Below are 23,410 nucleotides of genomic sequence, written 5' to 3' on the forward strand. Positions count from 1 at the left end.
CTTTATCTATAATGTCATAATTTTAAACGTCTTAATTCAAAACATCTTCGTGATCATCAAAATTAAGTCTCTTATCAACAACTACTCTTGGTTTCTTCATAGTTCTAAGATTTACGCTAAGCATATATTCGCCAAGAACACCTATAAAGAAGAGCTGTGCAGAGCCAATGATATACACACCTATCATTATGGATGCCGTTCCGGCAGGAAATGAATCGGGTGATATCAGCTTCATTACAAATACATAGATAGAGTATATGATACTAAACAGACCCAAACCAGCTCCAAGGAAAGTCGCTATACGAAGCAGCTTCTTGGTAGAAGAAGTTATGCCCTCCATAGCAAAGTCATAGTTCTTGTAAAAATTAAAGTTTGACTTTCCTCTGACAGATTTCTGATGATGATAATATACTACTCCATGATTAGGTGCATATTCAGAAACAACTGTTTTAAGATATGGCTGAACATCATCAATATCTCTCAATATATCTATGAATTTCTTATCATACAGACCATAGCCATTGAACTCTTCAATCTGAGGTCTTTCAGATAGCATGCGGATAAGACCATAATAGCGCTTACGCATAAAAGTCATAAACTTATTCTCATCGCTTGCAGTCTTCTGGCCTATAACAACTTTGCATCCGGCTTCCCACTTCTTTATGAACTCTGGAAGAAGCTGTGGCGGATCCTGCATATCACCAAAAACCAAAAATGCAGCATCGCCTGTCATCTCCTGAAGTGCTGAGAAGACATTTCTGGAAAATCCAAAATTGGCCATATTAAAAACAGCCTTAACATGCTTATCTTCCTTGCACATGCGAGCAATAATTTCTCTCGTTCTGTCTTTTGAAAAGTCATCCGCAAGGATCAGTTCATAGTCATAAGAAGATAACTGATCATGAAACATGTCAGTTATCACCTTATAAAGCGCCTCTATGCTATTTTCTTCGTTGTAGCAAGGTACAACAATACTTATTTTTTTCATAATCATTCACATCCGATAAACATTATAAATGCGTTAGCCCAATATAGCAATTCTGTATGCATGACTTTATCCGTAGAGAACATTTGGAGGCATTACGGTTTTTACAACAACTACAGTAACACCTTTATAGGTTGTGATCACAAAATCCCAGGCCTTAAGATCATCATACTGCTCTACGAGTTCTGAATCCTCTATCTCATTCTGAATTTCTTCTGACGGGCTTATAAAGTCAACACCTTCATAATTCGTCATATGTCTTCGTATGGAAATATCTCCATAGCAATACAGATTGGTCGTAACTACAGGCCAGATAACAGAATATAATTCCGGTTCGTATTTAGCATCTGTCACAGCTTCATTTTCATCCCATGTAGTAATGTTAAGGAAATATATTGGATCTGAATATTCAAAATCTTCATTCGCATCAAGTGCTGATAAAATTCTGATACACAAAGCAGAATCATGCTCCATTACATAATGCTGCATCTGGTAGCCTATATTGTCATAAAGGAAAAAGCCATAGATCATCAGAACGCTATTAATAATTGCAATTATACATACGTTCCAAATCTTCTTTGACTTTTGCTTAATAGCACTGCCATAAAGCATTGATACCTTCTCTGTAAGCATTATTCCACCGATAATCAGGATCATAAGCGGAAATCTATGCTGGCCTCTGTACATAAAACCATAGCTAATAACTGTAATTGTGCACACAGCTACAGGAACAAGTATCAGTCCAATTCCTATCAATACAGCCCTTTTACCTGAAGATGACACATTATCTTTTTTACTTTGACTCCATAAAACAAAGATCAAGATTAGATCAATGATATAAGCCAGGTAATAAGTAATTCTTAAAACAGGTACAATCTGTATCTTCCATAATCCCTGTACTATAAACTTCTTGTAAACCTGAAACAGATTAAGTGGAAGCTGTGTTAGAAAAGATCCACTAACAGCCTGTTCAGCGCCCTGATATCCTGTAGATGATACATTGCCGATCTTCATAATAAGAGCTGAAGACAATAACAGAAATGCTCCTGCCATAACTAATACTACGAATGCCTTTAGTATCAGCTTCATAATATCGTCAGCACTATTTTCTTTACTATACGCCAGTTCTGATATAGCCCACAGCAAAATAGTTGTGATCATGCATGACATATTAGTTGGCATGATCACAAGTGCTAGTCCAAGAAAAATAAATGATCTAATCCATGTTGAAAGCACGCCTCTTCGCTTAATAATAAGCCACGCTGAAACAACCGCAAATAAAGATGCTATAACATAAGATATCTCACCAAGTACAACATAGCCCTGAGTTACAGGAGATATCTCAATTAAGACAGTTGTTAATACCATACCTGTCTTACTTTTAATATTAAAACAGCTGATAAGAAAAAGTGATATCAAAGCCATTAGAACTATAGTGATCCATCCTGCAACATAGAATGATCTATACCAGGTCATAACAAGATCAACTACTGATCCAAGCCATCTTCCTGTAGCACTTCCTCTTACAACATACTCGATCACATTATAAGGGTCTTCAGAATAACCAATTACTGCCATATCATCACTTGCTATTCTATTGACCATATAATAAATATGAGCGATAAGTCCTGATATTATACCTACAACAAAGATATATATCCTCTCACGAGTAAGGTATTTTTTGATCTTAATAGCCTCATATAAATCATTAATCATTAAATCCATCAGATTACCCAGTCCTTAATTGTTTAAATATCAATAATAACATTAAATAAATAATCAGTATTTTGAGTCTTGATATTACCTGCCTGTCAAATACAAAGCTCCAAGTGTCGCTATACACCACATCCAGATAATAGCTATCTTAAGACGCAGAAGCCATATATTACATTTAACGGCCTGAACATTGTCACTTACCTGCAAATTTATATCTTCAAGTACTCTATTTTTATTACATAAATATGCTCTTATTCCAATCGCAGCTAAGCAAGCAACAAACACACCACATATAGCCGGAGCAAGCTCTCCTGCCGATAATATCCAATTTAAAAGCCCCGCTATAGTCTTACCATCTTCGCCCGCAATAGCCTTGCCACAAAAGCCTTTCAGAATAAGATAGCCATAAGTCATATCTCCGCCATATACCCAACTAAAGCTTAAAACCATAAGAACCGTAAGGGCACATTCCATGACAGTTTCAACAAGAAGCACTTTATCTAGATGTCTGCCACACATGAAACACACAAGTATCACAAATGGAGCCATATATATAGTCCAATAACAGGTTGCAGATGCAAATGCAACAAATACAGCCCATACCCCAAAAACATACAATAAAGCTTTCCTGTCAATGCTAATATGTTCTGCTACTGCTCCTTCTTTTGATGCATCAAGATATGATTCATCAAAATATGCCACAAGATATACTACTATAAGCCCTATTATGAAAAGTGAAGCATTACCCAGTCTTCCCATATTAACTGATGCATCAAAAAGCGACGGCATATTCTTCTGAAGGAACCCGCTACAGCTTAACTTATAAGCTTCATTCATAGAATAAACAGCCTTACATATTATCATCAAAAATGATCCTTTGATAAGATCTACGACAATCCTTACGACATTCTTCTCCCTAAGGATTATTAGCACAAACAGCGCAAGTATAGTCAAAGGTTTCACTGTCATAGATATTGCAAAGTTTATATAAAAACTCTTGTCATCTCTGTCAACATAGGCATTTATAGCTCTGACCATAAAATACAAAGGTATTACATCATATTGAGCCACTACCATAACTGGCAAATATGTAATGAGAGATGTTAGAAACACAATTCCCACCTGAGCTTTAAGAGTATCACTGATACCAAGCTTATATGAAAGTTCTGCTGTTTCATATGTTGTAAGTAGCAGAAAAAGAACCGGCAGTAACTTTAGCCATAACAGCGCACCTACAGAAAGAGCACTGACACCAAGCACCTTATTAAGTATCCATATAGGAAGCTGCCAAATGCCGAATATTATGTAGGTTCCAATATCATATACTGCACCTTCTGGAGCAACACCACTTGAAAGAGCATTCTCATAAAAACTAAGGATCTTACCATCAAAAAGAGAGTCCCAGAAAGTCAGACCATACTGTCCTGTAACAGTTATATCTGCATAGTACATGGTTAGAAAGCTAAATAGCAAAGCTACAACCAGTAATACAGCATCAATTGTTTTTAAGGATTTAAAATACCTGCATACTTCTTTCAATTTGTTCACTATAGAGGATAATTTTATTCTTTGCATTTATTATTTCTCTTCTTCCATTCTGATTTTTAATCGTCATACAAGGAAATACAATACTAAAGGAATCATTCCAAATATAAGACCACCAAGTAGTCTTGCCGGAAACAGCCATGTAGTTACTTTCTCTTCATAATCTACGATCTTAAGTCTCTTGTATATAGGCGGACAATTGATCACTGCAAATACCAACATTCCAGCAGTAAATATAGTAAGTCCTATACCTGTAGCATAAGTCTGCAGACGATCGTCGGCCACAAAGCGTGCTGCAAATTCTGTAAGCGACACAAACTCATGTTTAGAACCTGTAATGTATCTCCAGAAAGACCTCATCACAATCTCTCCTGTATATGCCCAGGTGAAGAAGAACATCTGTGCAAGGAGCATTCCAAGGCACATTACTGTGTCTATAAGAATATTTATATACATGTATTTCCTGTTAAGTAATATCATTATCACTATAAAAGGAACTATCATAAGAAGCCAGTATGGATGTGAATATGCAAGTACAAACTGATTAAAATAAGTCATGAAGCAAACATAAATGATCCACTTAATCTTAGAATCTGACTTATTCAGATCAAACATGTAGCATATGATCAGTAAGATCACTTCCGCAAATACATATAAGAACAAAACTCCAAATCCTATGTTTATGAAATCATAAAGATCTACATACAATGGAAGAAGACTCATGTCATAAGAATTAGCTGAAGACAAGGTGAGCCCTTCTGCAACTTCAGGATTAATAACATACTTGACAGGGAACACCTTATTTAAAAGTAAAGTTGGAAGATACACAAGTATTCCATTTACAACTATTCTGTAAATCCTTTTCTCTTTCAAAAGAAGAAGCGGAATAAATACAAGAAGTGCAAACATCTTAAGAGGAAGCGCAATTGCAAAATACAGGATGAAAAAGACATTATAGCCATGTTTTATCTTATCTTCTGTAATATAATGAAGTATTCCCAGCATTACAAATGTCATGCTTATAATATCGTACTGACCGCAGATAACTACTGCGCTCATGTAGAAAGCTGATGACAAAAACAATGCCGCTCCGGTTCTGACAGGATCACCAAATATTATATCTTCGTATGACTCCCCATCAATACCGCTTTCTTTAGAAGATTCTTTTATACATACCTTTATCAGTTTAGTGAAAGTCCACATGAAAGCAGCTGTCCAGATAAGTGTTATACTCTTCATCCACAGAAGACAGAGCGTAGAATTATAAACATCCACAGCCGAAACTTTAGTAACAATCCAGGTTGGCAGATTCCATACTGCAAAGATCATATACATCAGGATATTATAGTTGGGAAAAAACTGAATTCCATCATAAATAAAATCCTGATCATAGAAATGAAGAAGATCTCCTCTGAACAGAATATCCCAAAAGTTAATACCGACACATGATACCTCTCTGAAATCTGCATAATAATAGCTTGCAAATAGGACAGCCATTATCACCAGATACACGATCATAAGTATTTTAAAAACGTCGGATTTATTTTTTAATATACGCTTATTCATAGTCTTTATCTCTATTCTCATTATATATTTTAAGCATGCTATTTATCATAGATGCCTTTGAATACCTACCGGCATATTCTGATATAGAGCTTCGATCATATTCTCCTGCTTTAAGCTTATCATCTATATGCTTTATAGCATTAAGATAATCTTCACTCTCATGTTCGTGAAGAACCACTCCCACTTCAGGACGTACAAGATCTCCAACCGCACTGGTATCGAGGACTATAGCCGGAAGACCACAAGACATAGCTTCAACAGTTACAAGAGAGAATGACTCTTCAAGTGACGGATTCATGAAAATGTAAGCTTCCGAATAAAGCTTTATAAGTTCATCCTGATCAGCTGTCTTTACAACACCAACAATATTCTTTGGAAGTGTAACCTTCTGTGAAGGACTAAGTCCCACAAGAACAATGACATAATCATCTGGAAGGACTTCGGAAAGCTTAATGAAATCATCAAATCCCTTTTTGCGATTCCATACACTTGATACACCAAGGATTATCTTCTTATCCTCGGCAATTCCATATTTAGCCCTTATATCTTCACACTTATTATAACTAAAGCGCTTTACATCTATTCCATTATTAACGACTATAGTCCGATAATCCTTAAGAAATGACTCCTGTACCTGGCTTTTAAGCCAGTCTGAAGGTACGATCAGCGTCATATTTGAAATCCCGGAAAATAATTTCTTCTTCCTTGTATAATTACCCTTAGATGAATCCAATCCCCAGCTTATAGGGTATTCATTTTTGCAAGGACAGTGACTGCATCCTGTTTTCCACTTATCACATCCTGCTGCAACATAGTGTGCGCAGTGACCTGTAAATGCCCAGCAGTCATGCAGCGTCCAAAAGACCCTGCCTTTAAACTCATCTCTAAGGTATTTAAATAAAATCGGATAATTCAGATAGTAACCATGAATATTATGAAGATGAATAATATCAGGATTCTCTCGTCTTAATATATTAACTATCTTGCGCGTGATCAGTATAGAACCAAGTCCCTGAAGGTCGAATGCCGTTGTAAGTGCAACATGAAGCCAGAAAAAGGCGCTATTCCCAACTTTTACACAATTAAGATCATCAAATGGCATCCTTCTTCCATATATGATCATAGTATCAAAACCAGCTTCATTTGCTCCTCTTGCTATGTCACCCATAATATGACCTGTGCTGGTATTGCACACTGTATTTATCTGGATAAGCTTAGTCTTGGTCATCCGTATCAGGTCTCCATAACTCCTGCAAACTTACAGAAGGTAACAACAACATTAAGAACTATAAGTGCTACCATTAGCTTCTTCATAGTCTTCTCATCAGGCTTCCAGAAGCGGTTATTAAGAATAAAAGGAAGAAGCATTAAAAGTGGAAGATAATATCTTCCCTGCATTCCCACTATAAGGCGGAACTCACCTTCACTGTAAATATTAAACATAAGCAGAAATGCAACAGCAAATCCAATTGAATTGACTACATATATAAACGCAGCTATTAGTCTTGCTCTGATACTACGAAATTCAGTAACGTCATCTGAAGAGAGATCACTATCAGCTCTCCTAATATTTACAGATCCGGATATAAGCAAGACAAAAACCACAATGATCGCAAACTGAAGAAATCCCGGAACATGCTGGCTATAGTTTTCTCCGCATATACTCTTGATAATGAAATGCTGTGTATACTCTATAAATGTTGCAACTATAACATAAAAAACATGGAACGGATGATGAATTATAGTTGAAAGAGTATATACATTGGAATAATCAGCCTCTGCTCTTAAGTCAAAACAGAAACTAAAATATGCTATAACTTCAGGTCCTCGTAAATACCAGAGAACGCCTCCAACTATAGCAAGAGCTACTCCTCCAAATATAATAATGTCCCTTTTATCCTTCCTGTCCAGCTTCTTATATGACGGCATAAAGATAAGCAAAGCCATTGGGAAATAAATAAACTTCGTTGGAAGAAACAGCATCATAAAGATAAATATCCCAACAATGTTCCTGATCTTTATCTTATCAAGTGTCATACAACGTGCTATATAAGCGACATACAGCACAGCAAATGCTGTATTCCACATGTCATAAGAAAAAGAATTAACTCCCCAAACAGTTGAGGGAAGAAATGATACTGCCATTATCGCCCACTTCATCTGAGGGCAAACATAGATAGAAAGTGCTGCAATAAGAGCAAAAAACAGGAGATTAGCCAGTCTGCTAACGATCAGTATTACCTGATAAGGAGCACCCATAAGCCTTGTTATAGCAAGAAACAGCCCTGACCAGATGTATGGGAATGATGGCATTGTACCTTCCCATGAAGTACCAAATTTTGAATCTACAAGCTCCTGTCCTGTAGTCCAATCAGTCCAGAAAGACACTGTCTGACTTCCATCTCTAAAACTCACGATCTGATCCATTGCTGCAGGTATCCTAAGATCATTATGTCCTACTGCTTTAAGCATCTGATTAGACATATATAGTGCATCATTATAATGTATCTCTTCATCAGGTACGCAAAGAGGTGCCATGGCAAGTGTACAAATAATACCAAGACACATGATCACCGCTATAAATATAAGACTCTTTTTAAAATTCATTTTGTTATCTGTCATAAAAATATAAACTCCAAAAATACGGCCAATTCAGATATTACACAGATCAATATCCCGCATACAGGAAACTGGCATTACCTATAACACCAAATAATATAATGCATACTACAAAAACACCTGTCCATCGTATCTGGTGCCTGAATACTATATCTTCACCTGTTAGCATGGCTTCCATATTTTCATCCTGAAGCTCTTTGATAAGCAGGATAAGAACCATAATAAAAAGGACTATCGCATAGGATGCACTTGTCATATCACTTGTAAATATGAAAACTGAATTCTGAATATCAGCCATACTAAGACTAAAGCTGGTATACATTCTGGCTATATACCTGAGCGCTATCGTCAGGCTATCAGCTCTGAAAAATATCCAGCCAGTCATTGCAAAGAAGAACGTCAAAACAATACCAGGTATCTTCTTCCAGACTTTTGAAAAGCTCCACGAATCATCAGGAAGTCCTGAAAGTTCCTTACTTCTCTTCTTATACTTTGGAGATAGCAGGTTCATCAGTCCATGGTATAAACCCCACATAAGATAATTAAGACTGCATCTGTGCCAAAGTCCGCATACCGCAAAGGTTATCATTGTGTTAAGGATATGCCTTGACTTCTTAACTCTGCTGCCTCCAAGCGGTATGTAGATATAGTCTGTCAGCCATCTGGAAAAGGATATATGCCATCTTCTCCAGAACTCACGCATGGAGCCAGACAGATATGGCCTGTTAAAGTTACTTTCACATTTCATACCAAACATATTGGTAATGCCGATAGCAACTTCTGAATAGCCACCAAAATCACAATAAAGCTGTATTGTATAAAGGATTGCGCCGATCCATAATGCAAGCCCCGGATAGTACTCAGGGTTAGTAAATACAAGATTTACATAACCACTCATCCTGTCTGCTATTACCGCCTTCTTAAAAAGGCCTGATATTATCAGAATGATGCCCCTTGCAAACAATTCTTTATCATACACAAGTCCCTTATGAAGACTCTCCGTCATGCCCTCGGATCTAGCAATAGGTCCTGACAGAAGGTGTGGGAAGAAGGATACATACACAGCATAAATGACAAAGTCTTCTTCTGCTTCCCTTTTCTTTTTATATACATCAAAAAGGTAACTTAGTATCCTGAAGGTATAATATGAAATACCAATAGGAATAGCCACTTTTATAATATCAATATCAAAATCAGAGATAACTGCTGATGAGAATTTGAAAAATACGAGTATTCCTGCAAAGATCATGGTAATAAGAATAAGTTTCTTCTTACCAACGCTCTTACGTCCAAAATACAGTCCTGCATAGAAACTAGCCACTATTTCAGCAGCAATAAGCGCAAGAAACCTAAGATCACACAAAGCATAGAACACGATTCCTACTGCAAAGATCCAATAGTTTCGCAGCTTCACAGGCAATATATAGTTAACAGCTACTGCTACCAGACAGAATATCAGGAATATAAAAATATCACTCCCCAATAAAATGCCCAGCTCATTAAAAACGTTCAATTCAATCCCTCTATGTTTTTATTAAAGTGATCCAGGATCTTAAACCATCCTGAAAACGATCAGTCAAGAACCTCTGCCAGTTCTTGAGTGTACAGAGTTCTTCCGCTTGGTGACAAGTGAATAGGATCAATAAAATAATCTGCTTTACTATTATCAAATTCAACAGTACCTTTAAGATGTGGAAGCTTAGCATCTGTCGGAATAGATGCCTTTGATGTGCCTGAAAGATAATACTGTGTATTCTCCTCTTCAAGTATCAATGCAAACTTATATATCATTTCCATATACTCTCTGCTGATACCATAGGATATATACTTGGGTGTCTCTATAAAAGTAATCTCTATTTCATTATCTCTGCAAAGCTTTATGATCTTACGAATATAGCTAATCTGCTCATCATTAAATCCATCACCAGGTTCCAGATCTTCATAAGGAGAGGCCAAATAAGTATTATTATCTTTTGCTACATTCTCCTGAAACTCACCATTAACAGATGCTGTCTGTGATATATTGCCGCCTCTGTAAAACACACTACTTGCTACAGTATTATATACAGGCCATGACAATAACAGATCATTGCCGCTTGATACAAACATTTCCCAAAAATCCGAGAATCCGGCATCAGCCTTGATATTATTCCAGACTTTAAGCTTAAACTCAGTATCAGTCTGAAGGAAAATAAGATCATCGCTTACCCAGGGAGACTTAATCATAGAGCCTGTATACATATCCATATACAGATGGGCAATCCTGACATCATTATCTATCAGATACTCAAGCTCAAGATATTCAAGAGCCGGATCATTACCGTTATAGGACAAAATATAGTTCCTTCCATCAAGTCCCTGTTCCAGACTATAAATATCAAGTCCCTGCCTGAACATGGAAGACCCTATAAACAAAGTCACTCCCTGATCATCTGCATTATCCCTATATTCCCTGTCCTCAGCAATAACAGCAGGCATACCATAAGAAACATCCTGCATCAGGAATCTGGCATATTCATTTTTGATCGCTATAAGCACAAGCGCTATTGCTACAGCAATAGTAACTACCTTTACTATCTTCTTCATATACTTCCGTTATCAGAACTGATCATATCTTATCAGGATCATCAGACATGAAAGACCTATCAAAACAGCTTCGATTACCTTCTTCATACGCTCTGACATATTCCCTGTCCACTTACTACATAAAGGTGACATCAAGCATAAGCAAATAAGCATAAGGTATGCCGGCAATACTGAAACATCATATAAAGACTCATTATCATATGCCGCTATAGTAAACAGCCAATTATCAAAAGATGTAAATAATCCCAATACAGCTCCAACAAAGGTATGAATAGATGAAAGATTCCAATGAGCAAATGTATATATCAAAGCCCATACTGCAAAAAAAGCAACAAGTATCCAGGAAGCCATCTTAGAATGGTCAGGCTCAAGCTTTTTACTAAAAAGTGCAAATATAACCAGTCCAAGACCTATAAGAATTCCCATACCTGAATATGACATTGCCATCATAAGTGTTGATGGAAGACACATAATAAGTCCTATAAATCTCTTGTGATCAGGCGCTATCCTCATAGCTATAAGAGCAAGTACAAAAGTAATAATGGCACCTATAAGCCATCCGCAAATGATAATCCATTTATATCCGGCTGATACAGCACGCAAAGCAGTAACTACTAAAGCAGAAGGAACAGATAACAAGTGAAGTCCATCATCTGTCTTAAACAAATAGCTAACCTGTCCTTCAGATCTGCAATTTCCATAACTATCATCGAGCCAGAATCTTATAAGCGGAACTCCGTATATGTTATAGCCAATGTTACGAATACCGCTCTCTTTAATATAGACATATCCTTCATCATCTGTCTTCTCACTGCCAAGAATTCCATTGGACATGGCATAACTGGTTGCAAATGCTGATCTTTCAGAATCTGCCAGAGCCGAATCACTTCCTCTGTCTGTCATGAGTCCCGGCATGATGACCATGGCAAGTACAAGCATCAAAGCCCAAACAAGAGAAAATCGAACTTCAAACTTCCAAGGAGTAAAGATCATCAGAGCAAATACTAAAGCTATCATAAGTATCAGCACAAAACTATATAAATCCACACTTCTATTGTCACCATAAAGAAGGAATGATAACTGATCTACAGGAGTACCATCCTGAAGCTGGGCAGAATATGCGATATTGTATTGCTTACCTACTGTAAGATTAAATGGAAGATCTTCAAACCTGGTATTTTCTGTACTGGTATATCCGTTAGTATGAATGGAAAGAGGCTGTGAAACAGCATCATAATACTCCCCATCATCTGACCAGATAGTTATACCAACTGATACATCCTCTGTATCCAATCTGTTTTTAAGAACAGGATCATTGTTGGTCATAACAATAAATCTTACATCAGAAATAGAAGCGGTAAAGGTCTGCTCTCCCGCTTCAACTGCCTGTTCATAAAATCCGGTAACAGAATCCTTGTATTCAACCCTCCACCAGATCAACAGCATTATAAATAATATTGCAAAAACAACTATTTTCTTCTTCATAATCTTACTCATCCTGCTGACCATAAAAATATCCATCTTCAAGATATCTCATTCGATAATCATCTGTAGTCTGAGGATTTATGCTACGTACAAGCATAAGTACATAAAAGCCAAACAATATGGCTGATATAGCATATGCAATTATACTGCTAACTATTTTTTTCTTCTTCGCTTCCATAGATTACTTCCTGATATCCCAGATATATTATGAGTTTTTAATGATCTCTTCTATTTCACGTATACGTTTTTCAAGTATCGCATTTTCCTGAATAAGGGTACGTATCTTACGATTCTGTCTTGATACAATAGATGTAAGTGACATCATAATGATAATCGCAAAACCAATGCACATGAGGAAAAATCCATTCATGTACCCCTGAATTCCTATCTTTGAAAATACCCAAAGAAGAATCTGAGGAAAGATAACAAGGATAAGCATGGCTACTCCGCTAAATATCCAGGTCAGTGAATATTTTAAAGATAAAGCTTTATCCTTAAGAAGCTTCAAAATAATAACAAAATATATTATGAGAACAACAATAAGTGTCAGTCTAAGTGATCCACCTATCACGATCTATCCTCCCTACCTACTCATGAAAACATTCTACTACCCGGAGTTCTAAGTCCCAGGCTTATCCTTCTGATAACTACAGCAAGTGATACCTTGATCATGTAGTAAACAGCTCTCTTTGCATTAATAGAGCTTGTACCGCCAATTCGCTCCTGCATCATAACAGGCATTTCTTTGATACGGCCACCATTTACCAGTCCCATAACTATGGCTTCAGGCTCTGGATAGTCATCCGGATAATCATCAGCATAAACTTCTATAAACTTTCGATTAACCGCTCTAAAACCGCTGGTAACATCCTTGATATGCTTTCCTGTCATAAGGAAAATAAGTCCTGACAGGAATTTAATACCAGTTCTCCTTGCTCCTGATGACTGAAATCCTTCCTTGTCTATAAATCTGGATCCGATCACAATATCAGCTTCTCCTGATTCGATTATCCTGACCATCTCAGCTACATAGCTAACATCATGCTGCCCGTCTCCATCTACCTGAATAGCTATATCATATCCATTCTTCAAGGCATATTTATAACCACACTGAACAGCCCCGCCTATTCCAAGGTTAACGCAACCTGAAATATATGAGGCTTTGATACGTCCAAGCTCTTCTTTGGTATTATCTGTAGAACAGTCATTTACGACAAGATAATCAGCCTGCGGACATTTTTCTTTAATTGTATTTATTACCTTTTCGACATTCGAGCCTTCATTGAAGGCAGGAACTATCAGTAAACACTTCATATGCTAAACTCCCTCATATATATTGCCACAAAAACACAAAAAAGCCAAATATATTCCTTAGATAGAACCACCTAGCTGAAAGTGGTACAATACAGTTAATCTTACTCTCAAGGTGGCTTTCTCATGAATATCATGTTTGAAATATTTTCATTTAATGTAGGTGGAATTGAAAGACTTATAGTAGACATGTCCAATTCCCTTATCCAAAAAGGACATAAGGTCTGGCTATGCGTCATCAATGACGATAAGACAAAGTCTATGATGGATGCCCTCAATCCGGAAGTTACTGTTTTGGAGCTTAAGCGTCCTGTCGGTAACAGGAATGACTTCAAATATATGCGAAGGCTTGCAAAGTATGTCCGCAAAAATCATATAGATGTAATTCATTGTCACGGCATAAACTGTGTTATTTTCTCAGGTCTTTGCAAAATAGGAATTCACAGATCTGTTATCATAAACACAGTCCACGACAGCGGCAATTATCCTAAATATTCCAATCTCAAGGTATGGCTTGGGAATCTATTCCTTGATAAGACTATAGCCATATCAGATTCTGTCAAAGCTGAAATTCTGACTAGGAATGTTTCTGCAGATAAAGTTATAACGATCCATAATGCAATTGATACCGAGAGATTCCACTATGCCGAAAGGCAGACTGCCTTTAATACAGAAATTAAGAACAGTCCTATAATCTCAAGCAAGATAGAAATCCTTAATGTTGCCCGCTTTTATCCTGATAAAAAAGGACAGGACCTTTTAGTATACGCTATAGAAAAGCTTATACCTAAAATCCCAAATATTCATGTTACATTTGCAGGAGATATATTTAAAGGTCAGCAGGAAAGCTATGACAAACTTCAAAAATATATTCAGGATAAGGACTTAACTGAGCACTTTACCTTTTTAGGTAATGTGGATGATGTCCCTACCCTTCTTACAAACAGCGATATATTTGTCTTACCATCACGCTACGAAGGATTTGGAATATCTCTTATCGAAGCTCTTGCTACAGGTATGCCCTCTGTTGCGGCAGATCTTGAAGGACCGGCTGAGATCATGAATGCTACTGATAAAGGCGACCTTAAACTCGGCCTTTTGTTCAAGCCGGAAGATGCGGATGATCTTGCCAGTAAATTAGAACAGCTTATAGAAAATTATGAAAGCTATAATCAAAGATCCATCTCAGAGTATATTGTAAATAAATACAATATAGATACAATGATTGATACGCATATATCTGTATATTCAGAGCTATTATAAAAGGCAATGTCTCATTTCAAAAATCATTACAGTTTTTCATGAATTCAATAATGCATGAATTAAAATATGGCAGATATATCACTTATATCTGCCAAGGTTATATATATTCTTATATTCATATCCATCTGTCATAAGGAGAGCTCCATAAGTTCCGCCTGATGCACCTGCAAGAAGACAATTACATTTGGATACGATCAGGATAGATATCAGATACTCTCTGTTACGTTCAAGAGGCGCCTGAATATCATTTGCAACGTCCGCTATATATTTTCCATCAGGTACGTCGTAGTGCTGCTTCTGATAGCTATACAGCTTCCCTGGGAAAGCTTCTTCAAACATATCCCATATTGCATTATCCTCTGTTGCAAGATAGAGATAGTCACACCCCTTTTCTTCCATCAGTTTCTTTGCATCTTCTATCATAGTCTTAACATCAGGCTGAATAGGATGATTCCAGGGTTTTTTGGAGATATAGTCTGTTCCTCTTGCTACTACTGCAAGTACTCTTCCATCTACACCAAAATTCTCTTTCATGTAATCGTCTGCTTTTTGAACATCTTCGGCTTTCATGCAGTCTCTTACATATTTACGTCCAAGCTCATTCCACATCTTGAGCTCTTCTTCATCTTCCAGCATGCGATAGTCAGGGAAGCTTTCCGGAGGATGAATAGATCCAAGAATCACATTCCTTGCCATCTTCATATCATCAAGATCAAAACCAAAGGGCTGATCAAAAAGCCTGTCCCAGGCGTTGATCTTACCAACTTCATCAGGAAGAAGAAGCGAATTACGGCTAGACTTCATATCTATTACAGGAACATATCCATTATCAAGACACACTTTGATGGATGCGATATTAGTCGCTACAAATGAAAAGAGTCCTGCATACATATCATGACGCCTTATTACATAAAAAGTTTTATCCGGGTATTTACTACCCGGATGTGTCATATGCTCTCGCCAACGATATTCATTTAATACTTTAAAGAGGCTTGTCCTCTTAATGGTATCTTTTAAACTCATTCAAACTCCGATTATATACTAGCAGACAGACACCATATATCATTTCTTGATGTCTTTGCTCTGATAAGCACCTTTGGGCTGAAGCTCCGCCTTACCTTTACCTATCTTATAAACAAAGTCACAGTTCCTGATAGTGCTGAGCCTGTGTGCGATTACTATAAGAGTCATCTCGCCGTGAAGGGCATCGATTGCTTCCATAACTGCTGCCTCAGTCTCATTATCAAGTGCTGATGTAGCTTCATCAAGTATGAGTATTTCCGGCTCATTGTAAAGAGCTCTTGCAATACCTATTCTCTGCCTCTGACCACCTGAAAATCTGACACCGTGTTCTCCTACTACAGTATTAAGCCCGTCTGGCAGTTCCTTTAATGTATCAGTAAGCTGCGCTCTCTGGCAGGCACGCTCTAGCCTTTCCATATCAATTTCTTCATCAGAAAGACCAAATGCAACGTTCCTTGCAATAGTGTCATCCATAAGATAGATATTCTGAGGGATATAACCTATCGCATTGTGCCACTCATCAAGCTTGTCTTCTATGTTTATATCATCTGCAAGTATCTGTCCGTCTGATGGTTCCAATACTCCAAGTATGATATCTGCAAGAGTTGTCTTTCCTGCACCTGACTGACCTATGAAGGCCACTGACGTATTCTTCTTAATGTCAAAAGATATATCATCAAGGATCATCCTGTCAGAATCATCATAGTGGAAAGATACGTTCTGAAGGTGCAGCACTTCCTTAAGAGAAAGCTTCTTCTTACTTCTTTCAAGACCGCCGTTCTGACTCTTCTCAGCTTCCTTCATCTCAAGGAAATCATTGTAGATAGAAGTAATAGCAGCTTTCTGATAAGAAATCGTTCCAAGATACTCTGTAATCCTGTTAAAGGACGGAAGCATTCTTATAGATGCAACTGCAAATATCGATATAGTAGGAATAAAGTAATGGGTATTTACTCCAAGAAGGAGTTTTATACTTATAGCACCAAGGAGACTGCACATAGCGCCGGCTTCAATAACAGGCTTAGGAATAGAAACCATAGTGTGATATGTGTATTCACTCTTAACTCTGCCTGCAAATGCTTCATCATATTTTCTGAAGAAAAAGTCTTCCTTGTTCATGACCTTAACTTCTTTAATACCATTAAAAGCCTGCTGAACCCACTTATTAACCTGAGCTTCAAAGAAACGATTCTTCTGCCCCATAAGTCCAAGGTGCTTTTTGTAAACCTTAAGAAAAAGAAGTACCAGTATGGCAAGAATAAAGCCAACTGCAATAGTAATAGTCTTATCTTTGATAAACAGATATATTATAAGAGCTGTAACTGTCAGTCCTTCTGTTACAAGAAATACTAGTGCCTGAATAGTTCCAAAGAAATCTGCTACATCCTGATTCACATTTCTAAGAAGCTCCGATGAATTCTTTTTCTTATGATAGCTATAGGACTGGCCCAGATAGAAACGCATAAGCTTTGTAGAAAGAAAGCGCATGTTGGAATATATATATTTGTACTGCCTGTTATACATAAAGATAAGATAGATATTCTTAACTATATACAATACTATCAAAGACATAAGCAGTACAAAAACGAAAGTATTAGGATTATCTATTCCAAGAATCCCTGCAACAGACTTATATGGATCCTCATCAAGAATAGTATCCTTATCCAAAATACTGTTAATAACAGGGAGAATCATAGAAACTCCCAAAAGCTCAAATGCTGTTCCTATTACAATAAAAATAAGCAGCACCAGACTATCTGCTTTCTGCTTGTGAGTAAATATTGCTCGTAATTTCTTAAGTTCGTCCATCTATTTACAACCTTTTCTTCTTTCAGGATCTTATAAAAGAATCTTGCTCTGCCGATCCTAATCAGATCAGCCTGTCAAAGCTACGCCTTAGCTCATCCATACATGCAACTACATACTCTGCCGCATCCGGTTTGAATTTAGGCTGAGATACAAAGTTATCATAGTATACATTATCCGAATTTAGTTTTTTAATCAAGGCTATAGTATCTGAATTATCTCCATCGAAGTCCCATAGAAGTACTGCATCTGTATTTATCACATTCGGCTCAGGCTTACCTAGGCAGCCCTGATATATAGGAATAGCTCCGCATTTAAAAGCATCAAATATCTTCTCTGTTACATATCCCGGTGCATCAACATTTTCAGGGCATATGTTAAATTTAAATTCTGACAGATATTTATTCTTGTCATTGTCATAATCTTCCCAGAGCTCTTTGGTGTTATTGCGCCATTTACCGGCAATACTAATATCACATACACCTTCAAGACTCTTTAAGATATCTGACCTTGTCCCCCAGAAATCATGCGATGCAAGAAGGAGGGTATCCTTCCTGCCTGTAGAACGAACTGCATTTATCTCATCTATGGTTCTCTTAATATCATCATGAGTACAGTCAGGATCAAAGACATATGTAAGCCATAAAGGAAAGCGGATATATTTTGTCTTCCTGCTCCCTTCAAATCCCAGAAGTGAATCCTCTTCTCTATTACCAAAACCTATAGCAAGATCCACTTCTCCAGCTCCATAATTACCATACAGCTTTCTTCTGTCAGCCCATATCCTGTCTTCTATAGGATCTGTCTTTAGTATTCTGTGTAAAACCGGCTGTTCAAGATTTTCTCCGGAAAAGAATATCTTGGCTCCATCAAAATCTTCCTTCAATTTACTATAAGGTCCAAAAATACTATAGAATCTGATCCTGCGCTCAGGGTCTTTATTCCCAGCATCAATAAATCTTGCAAACCAGTTCTTATGCGGATCTTCTCTCCACCAGTTAGCAAAAGTCATAACACCATTACGAGTAACTTCACGTTCTCTGTTCCAATTATGTGATTCTCTTAAATATCTTGCATAAAAGTGAATTATGTTCATATGTCCGCCTTGTACTAAATTAGATACTTTTATTGATAATTCGTCTCACGTCTTCATTTTAACCAAAGATAACAGAGGCTCAAATTTAATCGCTGCTGCCAGTTTATAAGCCATTCTCTTTTTAAATGGCAGATATTTTGACCTCGCATATACTGACGCATCTTTCTTTATCTCTTTTTCAAATTCTGCGAGTTCTTCAGGCTTTATGTTTTTGTTTTTTCTAAACCAGTAATCCAGGTAAAACATATACCTGAAATGATAGTTCACTGCAAGTGAAGCTATCTCATTATCTCCTGCATTGGCAAAATATTCGCAGGCACTTCTTGTAGCAGGAATGGCATCAAGGTGTCTTATATCAAGTTCCTTTGTCATGATACTATCAGGTCTTACTGAATAATAATATAAGACCTTATTTACATAAGCGACAACCTCAGCATTATATAAAAGCTTAAAGGTAGTATATGTATCCTCATGGATCTTTCCTTTTGGAAATGTCAGATCAAGCTTTTCAAAAAGATCACGTCTGTAGATTTTGCCCCAAGTTGTAAATGACCAACCATGTGCTCTTGACAGATATGTATTCTTAACTGCCTCTCTGGCTGAAACCACCTGAGTACTGCCTTTTTTCAACTTCCCTTTTGTTTCTGCTGATGATGTAACATCTTTAGATTTTTCTCTATCTTCAGATGTTTTTTTATCTTCAGATACTTTACTATCAGCAGATACTTCATCTCCACTCGAAACTACTTTTCTTATATAATCCGCTACTCCAACCTGTGCTCCGGTAGCTTCCATTCTTGTTACAATACGCTCTATGAATTGAAGATGAATGGTATCATCAGAGTCAACAAAGGTAACATACTTACCTGTTGCCTTTTTAAGTCCTGCATTACGGGCATCAGAAAGTCCCCCGTTTTCTTTATGGATCACATTAAACTTCTTGTGGTTTTTCTTCGCAAATTTATCAGCGATTTCTCCCGAGCCATCTGTTGAGCCGTCATCAACAAGCCATACTTCGATGTTTTGATATGTCTGAGCATCAATTGATTTCAAGCATCTTTTCAAATAATCTTTAACGTTATAGATCGGTACTATTACAGATACAAGTGCGCTTGTCATAAATCCCTCCGAATAAAAATATCTGCAACTGAAGTAGTTATCTGAGTATACCCTTGTTCTGTCATATAGTCCCAAAGATATCCTTCACGTGGATTCCACTCATTCATGTGTTCTCCACCATCCATACCATTAGTAATTCCTATATCTTCATTAAATATTACTACAATATCCGGTATATTCTCCGGATGAATCTCTTCATATATTTCAAGCTGTTCATTCATAAGAGCTATACGCCATGGTGTCTGTGCTGCAAATTTATACTCAGTACATAAATATGCCCAAGGAAGAAATTTACTGTAAAAAATCTTCAGTTCTGAATCAGGATATTTTTGTTCAAAGTCCTTAAGAACAGCATATACTTCATCATACTGTTCTGCATCTTCAGCTTCTGCCATAAGTCCCTTAGCCGGTCCCTGACAAATTCTGGTATTAAGAGCACTTCTGTCGGCGGTATCTCTGTAGATTGGTCCAAACACGCGAACAAAGCAGGAAGAAATAATCATCAATACAAATAGCATAGCTATTATTCGCTTATTTGATTCGCTATATTTTTCGTTATTTTCAATCACATAATCATAAATAATAGCAACCGCTGCCAATGAGGATACCACAAGTCCGGTACAAAGGCATGTAGCACAGGTATCAGATCCCAGCCAGAATGCAAAAGCCATCACAAGACCTGAAATATACATTATAATGGGCCACTTAGATATAAGCTCTTTTATACCTTTGCCGCTTCTGTCTAAAATCATTCTAACTATATATGCAGCTCCTATAAAACTAATCTGAATATATACCGTTCCTGTACTGGTAAATCCCTCTCCAAAGATCAGCATAAGAACAAAAGCAATTAAAGATGTATATATAAATGTATTATTGCTGACCGGTCTTTTTCTAAAACGCATAATGATCAGTACTATCATCACTACAGCGCCGGTAAGGCAATTAAGCCCCAAAGTCAGAATAGTCTTAATTATCTTGGTCAATGTACTAAGATCAGCATAGTCAGGGTTCTCGATCACATATTGTAAATTGATCATAAGTTCTTCTATGGAAGAATTATAAAGTATCTGCCATAGATAAACAGTTGCAGCTATTACAACCCCGATTGCAAACCAAAACGCTTTCCTATTTCGAAACATGGCAGCAATCCAAATAATAAAAATAAATGGGGCTAAAAACGGCATGCAGATAACAGCTAATGACGTAAATATGCCAGCCAGAATCATATATACTCCAAATCCTTTTTCAATAAATATAAGCGCAAGTATCATAAAGGATGGATAGAGCTGATAATAGCTAAGCCCCATTACGTTCTGCCTTGCATAGAATAAATAAAGAAGAGCTGCTGTTAAAGAAACATTCTTGTTCTTATGCATATTTCTAAATATGAATACAGCAACTAAAACTGCCAAGACAAGATATGTGATCCTTCCAGCCAGAATAATTCCTGTTCCGTCCGGAACAAAAAAGGTATATATTTTATAGAATGGTTTTAGTAAAACTGAAGAAAACTGTGAAGGGTACCACTCATCCACAAAAGGGCGATCTCCCTGGCTCAGTCTCTTAGCCAGGGCATAATAATATGATTCATCTGTCTGATCAAAGCCAAGAAAGCTCCTGTATAAAAGAAGAGCCGCAGCTATGATCAATATCAATATATAGCTCATTTTCTTTTGCTCCTGAATCGGGCCGTACCAAGAGATACCAATACAACACCAAGTGCACCTGTATAAAGTCCTACAGCCAACGCCCGCCTGTTATATTCTATAATAGGAGTAAGTCCATCATATGCGTACATAGGAGTACCTTCCCCTGTATAATCAAGGATTATCTCTCCCTTTTCTTCAAGTTCTGCTACATCTTCTAACGTAAGCATCGTCTCAGGCCAGTCAGCTTCTTCATTGATATCATAATTAACATACATTGTAGTTGGATGTTGTACAGCAACGTAATAACCTATAATTGAGGCTATACACATTATTGCAAACAAAATACCGAATCTAACCTTACTTTCAGTTATTCTTTTAATAATATCCTCGCAATATCCGGCCACTCTATCTACTAACAACGCATTGCTATTAACTACAATATCCCCAGCTTTGATAATATGAATTTCTTTATTCCAAAACGACGGAAGCTTTTTTGAAATCTTATCTGATAATTCAAAGATCTGCATTCCAATCAGTACAAAAGCCATATTTCTGTATGATGAATTAAACATGAAGGGTTCTGTAACTCCAGCAACACATATACCAAGCATTATTGCCAGTTCAACATTTCTTCCCTTTTTATTAAGCGAATATATTGTATATAAAAGAAACAAAATAAGAATTACAAAAGGAATAACCCCAAGCTGTCTTAGTCCATATACATAAGAACAGTCCATAGTATAGTTATAGTTTTCCAGCTCTTCAGGCAAAAATCTCATACCAAAAAAAGTTGCCGGCTGCATAGTCAAAAAATACTTTGAAAGATAGAAACGTGTATTTAATGCTTTATTTATAATATCAAAAAGATGTCCTTTGATCACAAGTGGTCCAATCAGAGCAAATGCAAGGCATATTGGAAGTACCATCTGTGACAGAACTCCCCACAACTTTCTTGCCTTAGGAATTGAGGTTAAGCAGAAATTAATTATAAGGTATACTGTCACTGCTATAGCACCTGTAAAACTAAATGTATATCCAAATACAATCACATTACCGAGCATAAGAAAAATGCTTATCTTAAGCATCTGCACAGCAGATCTGTTCCTTACAAAATACAGGATCAGCATAGTAAGTATCAAATATGTAATGTGGGTTACATTAGGATGCGGATATCCAAGTCCATGACAGATAATATACATACCTATCTTGTGATGAAGCCTGTAATACTCACTGACAATTCCTGATAATGTAAGAAATGCCATCACCGGATAAGCAAATCCAAGAATAAGAAGGGCTGTTTTAAATACCTTCTTCTCAGGAACATCTTTTATACCCGCAACCAGTGTCATATAAAAAAGAAAGCCCCTCTGATCAGTATTAAGAACGACCATGAATCCGCATATCAAAAGAACAGACATCCAGCAAAGCTCAAATATGCTGTGTCTGGACATAAGGACCTTCAATCCAAAAAGAGTCATTCCTACTACTATAGATATGTTATATAAAAGCTGTCCGTCATAAAGGCCAATTGCCTTTGCAAAGAACATGACCGCAAAATAAAGAAGGTAACAGTACTGTGCTGCTGTTACCTTGTTATCATCTGAAGTTTGATTAGTTATTGTCTTAACGTTAGACATA

General features: G+C 36.9%; 19 protein-coding genes. 1 reads left to right on the forward strand and 18 read right to left on the reverse strand.

What is annotated here, in order from left to right; genetic code table 11:
* Positions 1 to 31: 31 nt before the first annotated feature.
* The 12 genes from WAA20_RS17370 to WAA20_RS17425 form a co-directional block, all read right to left on the reverse strand.
* Positions 32 to 988 (reverse strand): glycosyltransferase family 2 protein, encoded by a 957-nt coding sequence (locus WAA20_RS17370; protein ID WP_073388804.1) that lies wholly within the window; start codon positions 986 to 988, stop codon positions 32 to 34.
* Positions 989 to 1,054: 66 nt separating this feature from the next.
* Complete coding sequence (locus WAA20_RS17375; RefSeq protein ID WP_167562739.1) at positions 1,055 to 2,701, reverse strand: glucosyltransferase domain-containing protein; 1,647 nt, start codon at positions 2,699 to 2,701, stop codon at positions 1,055 to 1,057.
* 84 nt (positions 2,702 to 2,785) lie between these two features.
* Positions 2,786 to 4,276 carry a hypothetical protein gene (locus WAA20_RS17380; RefSeq protein WP_073388807.1) on the reverse strand — a complete coding sequence of 497 codons (1,491 nt, stop codon included), beginning with the start codon at positions 4,274 to 4,276 and terminating at the stop codon, positions 2,786 to 2,788.
* A gap of 36 nt (positions 4,277 to 4,312) precedes the next feature.
* A complete protein-coding gene (locus WAA20_RS17385) occupies positions 4,313 to 5,812 on the reverse strand; it encodes a hypothetical protein (RefSeq protein ID WP_073388809.1) in 1,500 nt (499 codons plus the stop codon).
* Positions 5,805 to 7,040: a glycosyltransferase gene (locus tag WAA20_RS17390; RefSeq protein ID WP_073388810.1), complete on the reverse strand. Its 1,236-nt coding sequence runs from the start codon at positions 7,038 to 7,040 to the stop codon at positions 5,805 to 5,807. Before WAA20_RS17390 ends, WAA20_RS17385 begins: the two co-directional genes overlap by 8 nt.
* A gap of 5 nt (positions 7,041 to 7,045) precedes the next feature.
* Positions 7,046 to 8,434: a DUF2142 domain-containing protein gene (locus tag WAA20_RS17395; RefSeq protein ID WP_073388812.1), complete on the reverse strand. Its 1,389-nt coding sequence runs from the start codon at positions 8,432 to 8,434 to the stop codon at positions 7,046 to 7,048.
* Between the two features lie 46 nt (positions 8,435 to 8,480).
* Complete coding sequence (locus WAA20_RS17400) at positions 8,481 to 9,944, reverse strand: MBOAT family O-acyltransferase (RefSeq protein ID WP_073388814.1); 1,464 nt, start codon at positions 9,942 to 9,944, stop codon at positions 8,481 to 8,483.
* Between the two features lie 59 nt (positions 9,945 to 10,003).
* On the reverse strand, positions 10,004 to 11,017 hold the full coding sequence (locus WAA20_RS17405) for a hypothetical protein (RefSeq protein ID WP_073388815.1): 1,014 nt from the start codon (positions 11,015 to 11,017) through the stop codon (positions 10,004 to 10,006).
* Positions 11,018 to 11,029: 12 nt separating this feature from the next.
* Positions 11,030 to 12,502: a hypothetical protein gene (locus tag WAA20_RS17410; RefSeq protein WP_073388817.1), complete on the reverse strand. Its 1,473-nt coding sequence runs from the start codon at positions 12,500 to 12,502 to the stop codon at positions 11,030 to 11,032.
* Positions 12,503 to 12,506: 4 nt separating this feature from the next.
* Positions 12,507 to 12,680 carry a hypothetical protein gene (locus tag WAA20_RS17415; RefSeq protein WP_167562740.1) on the reverse strand — a complete coding sequence of 58 codons (174 nt, stop codon included), beginning with the start codon at positions 12,678 to 12,680 and terminating at the stop codon, positions 12,507 to 12,509.
* 27 nt (positions 12,681 to 12,707) lie between these two features.
* Positions 12,708 to 13,073, reverse strand: a complete 366-nt coding sequence (locus WAA20_RS17420; protein WP_027203402.1) for a DUF2304 domain-containing protein — start codon at positions 13,071 to 13,073, stop codon at positions 12,708 to 12,710.
* Between the two features lie 20 nt (positions 13,074 to 13,093).
* Positions 13,094 to 13,816, reverse strand: a complete 723-nt coding sequence (locus tag WAA20_RS17425; RefSeq protein WP_073388818.1) for a glycosyltransferase family 2 protein — start codon at positions 13,814 to 13,816, stop codon at positions 13,094 to 13,096.
* Between the two features lie 123 nt (positions 13,817 to 13,939).
* Between WAA20_RS17425 and WAA20_RS17430 the strand changes: the two genes are divergently transcribed.
* A complete protein-coding gene (locus WAA20_RS17430; protein WP_073388820.1) occupies positions 13,940 to 15,076 on the forward strand; it encodes a glycosyltransferase in 1,137 nt (378 codons plus the stop codon).
* Positions 15,077 to 15,154: 78 nt separating this feature from the next.
* On the opposite strand, the gene WAA20_RS17435 is transcribed toward WAA20_RS17430, so the two are convergent.
* The 6 genes from WAA20_RS17435 to WAA20_RS17460 all read right to left on the reverse strand — a co-directional run bounded on the left by WAA20_RS17435 (position 15,155) and on the right by WAA20_RS17460 (position 23,409).
* Positions 15,155 to 16,027 (reverse strand): hypothetical protein, encoded by an 873-nt coding sequence (locus WAA20_RS17435; RefSeq protein ID WP_338801653.1) that lies wholly within the window; start codon positions 16,025 to 16,027, stop codon positions 15,155 to 15,157.
* A 111-nt stretch (positions 16,028 to 16,138) separates the two neighbouring features.
* Positions 16,139 to 17,908 carry an ABC transporter ATP-binding protein gene (locus WAA20_RS17440; protein WP_073388823.1) on the reverse strand — a complete coding sequence of 590 codons (1,770 nt, stop codon included), beginning with the start codon at positions 17,906 to 17,908 and terminating at the stop codon, positions 16,139 to 16,141.
* A gap of 61 nt (positions 17,909 to 17,969) precedes the next feature.
* Positions 17,970 to 19,001 carry a glycosyltransferase family 10 gene (locus WAA20_RS17445; protein ID WP_073388824.1) on the reverse strand — a complete coding sequence of 344 codons (1,032 nt, stop codon included), beginning with the start codon at positions 18,999 to 19,001 and terminating at the stop codon, positions 17,970 to 17,972.
* A gap of 45 nt (positions 19,002 to 19,046) precedes the next feature.
* On the reverse strand, positions 19,047 to 20,120 hold the full coding sequence (locus WAA20_RS17450; protein ID WP_073388826.1) for a glycosyltransferase: 1,074 nt from the start codon (positions 20,118 to 20,120) through the stop codon (positions 19,047 to 19,049).
* Positions 20,117 to 21,790 (reverse strand): hypothetical protein, encoded by a 1,674-nt coding sequence (locus tag WAA20_RS17455; protein ID WP_073388828.1) that lies wholly within the window; start codon positions 21,788 to 21,790, stop codon positions 20,117 to 20,119. The genes WAA20_RS17450 and WAA20_RS17455 overlap by 4 nt, the downstream gene beginning before the upstream one ends.
* Positions 21,787 to 23,409: a hypothetical protein gene (locus WAA20_RS17460; protein ID WP_073388829.1), complete on the reverse strand. Its 1,623-nt coding sequence runs from the start codon at positions 23,407 to 23,409 to the stop codon at positions 21,787 to 21,789. The genes WAA20_RS17455 and WAA20_RS17460 overlap by 4 nt, the downstream gene beginning before the upstream one ends.
* Position 23,410 lies beyond the last annotated feature (1 nt).

This window comes from Butyrivibrio fibrisolvens (genome assembly GCF_037113525.1).
GTDB lineage: Bacteria > Bacillota > Clostridia > Lachnospirales > Lachnospiraceae > Butyrivibrio > Butyrivibrio fibrisolvens.